We start from the raw sequence: 4,278 nt of genomic DNA on the forward strand, positions 1-4,278 counted from the left end.
GGGGACCGCTTCGCGCCCGGAACTGAACCAGATGCGGCTCCAGAATCCCCTGCCCGCGAGTTCTAGCGAAGTCTAGGGGAGTATAGCGTTTTGCTATACTCCCCTAGACTTCGCTATCCCCCGGGAGGGCCTTAATGGATCCTGTGCGCAACCCCTACTCCCCAGGAGCCGGTCGCAAGCCGTCTGCGCTGGTCGGACGCGACGATGTCATCGATGCCTGGAGCGTTTCCTTGCAACGAGCTGAACGAGGGAAGACGGATCAGCCGATAATCCTCTATGGCCTACGCGGAGTCGGGAAGACGGTTCTCCTGTCGCGGCTGCGCCGAGATGCCGAGACGCGGGATTGGATCACCGTTCAGCTCGAAGCCGGTTCTGGTCGCGCTCTGCGCGAGATGGTGGGCGAAGGGCTGTACGGCCCCCTGTCGGACCTGGCGCGACCGTCTGCGGGGAAGAGGCTCCTTCGCGCCCTGAAGACTGCTCTCTCATTCAAGGCTTCGTACGACACCACAGGCACTTGGAACTTCGGTGTCGACCTGAGCGGCGCTACCGGTGGCGCCGCAGACAGCGGCTTTCTGCTGACTGATCTGGGCAAACTGGTCCGCGACGTCTCCTTGGCTGCCGGTGAAGATGGGGTAGGTCTGGCGTTGCTCATCGATGAGGCTCAAGACCTCAGCTCCGAGGAGATCCAGACCCTTGCGGCCGTCATGCAGTCCGCTGCCACCGACGACCTGCCGGTACTGTTCGCTCTGGCGGGTCTACCCAGCCTGCCCCAGACCCTGGCGGAGGCGAAATCGTACTCGGAGCGTTTCCGTTACAGCGTGATCAAGAAACTCGACAGCGACGGTGCCCGCGAGGCCATCCTCAAACCCGCTCGGAACGAAGGTGTTAACTGGAGCGCCGATGCGCTTGATTACGTCGTCACGGCGTCAGGTCGCTACCCGTACTTCATCCAACAGTTCGGTCAGGAGACATGGAACGCAGCGACCGGGGCCGCGATCGAGTTCGAAGACGCTCGGCTGGGGGTAGCTGTCGGCCAGGGACAACTGGACAACGGCTTCTTCCGCGCCCGGTGGGACCGGACAACCGCAGCGGAGAAGCAGTATCTACGGGCCATGTGCCCAGAGGGGGACGACGGGATCGGATCCGGCGAAGTTGCGAACCGGCTGAAGCGGGTAGGCAGAAGCTTGGGGCCGACTCGAGCGAATCTGATTAGCAAGGGGCTGATCTATGCACCGGACCACGGGATCGTCGCCTTCACCGTCCCCGGAATGGCGGGGTTCATCTCCCGCCAGCACGATTGATCGACGTCTTCAGTACGGGTCTCACGCCCCGTCCAGCCGATGCGGGGGCGGCAGCAGCGTCTCCGGGGCCGCCCAGGTATCAAGGGGATTCGCACTGTTCGCGACGGGATTTGCGGGTTGCCCGGGCATCGCGCTGGTCCTTCCAGTAGGCCCCGGTAGCGATGCCGATGCCCGGACCCAGGCCGACGTAAGGGAAATCGTAGCCCCGGCCCATGACTCCGTAGACCATGGCCAGGAGCCAGCAAACGCCGACAATCAATCCCTAGGCGGCAATTAGCCCGCCCCAGCGGCTCTTCATCGCTACCGCGAGACCGATGGCGGTCAGTAGGGCTGAGATGACGGCCGCCCATCCGAGCGAAAAGTTTCGGGAGAGCTGGCGTCCCGGAGCCGTCCCCGTGAAGGTCCGCTCGCACCTGGCCACCGCCGTGCGCTGAGCCCGACGACGCCGCCGCTCGGCTGTCCCGCAGGCCCCGCGCCGGAACCACGGACCCCATCGCGCGCAAGGAACTGGAAGGCCAAGAACCTTGAACGGAACAGGCCATCATGCAAGTTTAGGTGCCTAAAGTTAAGCGGAGCTGGTAGGCGAGTGAGCGGTTTTCGGTGCCCCACGGCGCCGCCCGCGCAGCACCACGTAGAGCACGAACGCCTGTACGAGCCCGGAGAGAATCAGCACGAACAGGGCCACGCCGGGTCCGAAGACATCAAAGGGACCCGTGGCGGAGAGCAGGAGCAGCGACGTCGGCGCCGTCAGCGCGATGGCGGGCAGTCCCTCGAACGTGGCACCGATCGCGTCCGGGTCCGGGTTGACCAGGAAGTACAGCAGGTACGCGAGGGCCAGGGCCACCAGGAACAGGTACACCCCCGCCACAACGATTGCGAATACGCCCAGGTTGTAATCGCGGAAGCGCAGCTGCCGTCGGAAGAAGTCCATGCGGGGGTCCTTGTCCACGGTTCCCGCCCAGCCGCCCGGCGGTACGGGATCCGTTGCTCTGAAGCCGCAGGCCCCAGGGGATCCTCGGGTCTGGCGCCAGTATATCCCGCTGCAAGTGATAAAGATCACACGGGGTTCACGTCTCCGTGAGACCCCCGATTCACCGCGCCGATCCCACCCGCGCGCAAGACGAACCGGTGAGCTGACTACTTCAGCTCCGTCACCGGCACGAACTCGTATCCCAACTCCCGGATGCCCTCCACCGTGTCCTTGAGGTAGTTGATGTCCAGGTAGGGGTGGAAGAAGAAACTCGCCGTGGATTCACGAACGGCCAGGTGCGCCTCGGCCCGGGAGATCAGGAACTCCGGGTCGCGGGTGGCGTGGTTGTTCTGTTCCGACTCGGTGATGTTGCCCAGGTTCTCCGGGTACACCTTGCTGCCGTAAATGTCATGCACGGTGTACGGGAAGTGCTGGCTGTAGGCCCGGCCTGCCTCGCTGGGCTCGCCCGAGAGGATCCCCGCGAAGTAGTCGCTCTGCTCGTACCGAGCGTCATAGACGTCGGTCATGGCCGCATACGCGTTGGGTGAGGCGGCGTAGTGCGGGGTCTCGAAAATCTCCGGCTCGCCCAGCCCGGCATCGACCATGACTTGGCGGCCCTTTTCGATCCGCGCGGTGTGCTGCTCCACGGAGTCCTCGGCGATCCGGCCGATCTGGCGAATGTAAGAGGTGTTCGAGCACTCCCCGAACTCGAAGGGCTGACGCGCGGTGGCACTGCATCCGTAGCGGTAGAACTCGTAATCCTCACCGCTGCGGCCGCTGTACGGATTGTCAAGGGTGCCGAACTGGTGCGTGGTGCCGTGTTGAATCAGCGTGCCACCGCGCTCCTGCATGTACTTGAGCGCATCCACCACCTCGGGACGATCCAGCAGACTCAGCCCGTACCAATCGTCCCCCTCGGGAGTCTTGGCGATGTGAATGGGCATCACGGCCACCTGGAACGGAACACCGGCTTTCTGGAGGTAGTCGGCCATGGCGCGCAGGTCGGCGGGATCGGACTCCGGCCCCACGTCCTCCAACCGCACCGCGGCCTGCTTCACCGCGGCGGTGTCCGGTGCCAGCAACCCGTAGAACAAATCCGAATAAATCAAATAGACGTCATTCTCGTCGATGTAATCCAACGGGATCTCGCTCACGAACGTCAGATTCTCGGAACGCACCGCCCACGGAACGTCCTGAGCGCCGTCGGCATTATCGGGCACGCAGGAAACCGGGGCGTCGTCCTTGCGGCATTGCGCGCTGGCCAGCACCTGCACGGAGCTGCCGGATTCCACGACGGGCGATTCCAAGATCGTCACGGAATCGGTGTATCGCGCCACGTCCTTGTCGTTGTAACGGACCGAATGGACCAGGTCGCTGCTCACGGTCCGCGTCTGGCCCGGGTCCCAGCCGAATTCGGAACGGAACTGCGCCGTTCGGTCGCTCGTCATCGCGTTCAGGTTCTCGCCCACCCACATCACCGGGGTGTCCGAGGTCAGAACATCATCCAGGAACGCGGGCGGGAGCGTGGCCGCGGAATCCGTCCCGATGTACACCACGGCGTCGTAGTCGTTCATGGCGTTGTCCGCGTACTCGGCCACCGGTTTGATCTCCGCCGTCCCGAAATGAGTCACCAGGTTTCCCGTGGCCACGGCGTACAGTTCACCGTTGGAGGACGTGTTGTCCGTCTTGTCGTACAGCACCAGCGTGGAGGCCTTACCTTCCTCGCCGAACGTGGCGGGGAAAGTGGCTTCCGAGCCCTCCCCCTCCCCGTCGGAGACGGTCGTGTATTCCTTGGCCAACGGTGAACCCTGGCCCTCGCGCAACGAATCGTTGGTCAAACCGAAAACTACCGCGGTGGACATGAGCAACAGAACGAGCAGTCCCGCCACCCAGGCGGCGCGTTGGCCCCTTGACAATTGAAAAGTCTTGCTCATGGCTCCCCCGCCTGAACGTGATGTGGATCGTGAAATATAGGTGTTCGCCCAAGTCCGAACACCGTGTGAAAAA

At 63.7% G+C, this 4,278-nt stretch carries 3 protein-coding genes; 1 reads left to right on the forward strand and 2 read right to left on the reverse strand.

Features of this window, described 5'->3' with window-relative positions; translation table 11 throughout:
• Positions 1 to 134: 134 nt before the first annotated feature.
• Positions 135 to 1,301 (forward strand): ATP-binding protein, encoded by a 1,167-nt coding sequence (locus Q4E95_RS09650; RefSeq protein ID WP_303383107.1) that lies wholly within the window; start codon positions 135 to 137, stop codon positions 1,299 to 1,301.
• A gap of 565 nt (positions 1,302 to 1,866) precedes the next feature.
• Here Q4E95_RS09650 and Q4E95_RS09655 read toward each other — a convergent pair.
• Both Q4E95_RS09655 and Q4E95_RS09660 read right to left on the reverse strand, forming a co-directional pair.
• On the reverse strand, positions 1,867 to 2,232 hold the full coding sequence (locus tag Q4E95_RS09655) for an SCO4225 family membrane protein (protein WP_303383108.1): 366 nt from the start codon (positions 2,230 to 2,232) through the stop codon (positions 1,867 to 1,869).
• A 206-nt stretch (positions 2,233 to 2,438) separates the two neighbouring features.
• Positions 2,439 to 4,205: a polysaccharide deacetylase family protein gene (locus Q4E95_RS09660; RefSeq protein ID WP_303383109.1), complete on the reverse strand. Its 1,767-nt coding sequence runs from the start codon at positions 4,203 to 4,205 to the stop codon at positions 2,439 to 2,441.
• Positions 4,206 to 4,278 lie beyond the last annotated feature (73 nt).

It is taken from the genome of Kocuria sp. (assembly GCF_030536815.1).
Classification (GTDB): domain Bacteria; phylum Actinomycetota; class Actinomycetes; order Actinomycetales; family Micrococcaceae; genus Kocuria; species Kocuria gwangalliensis.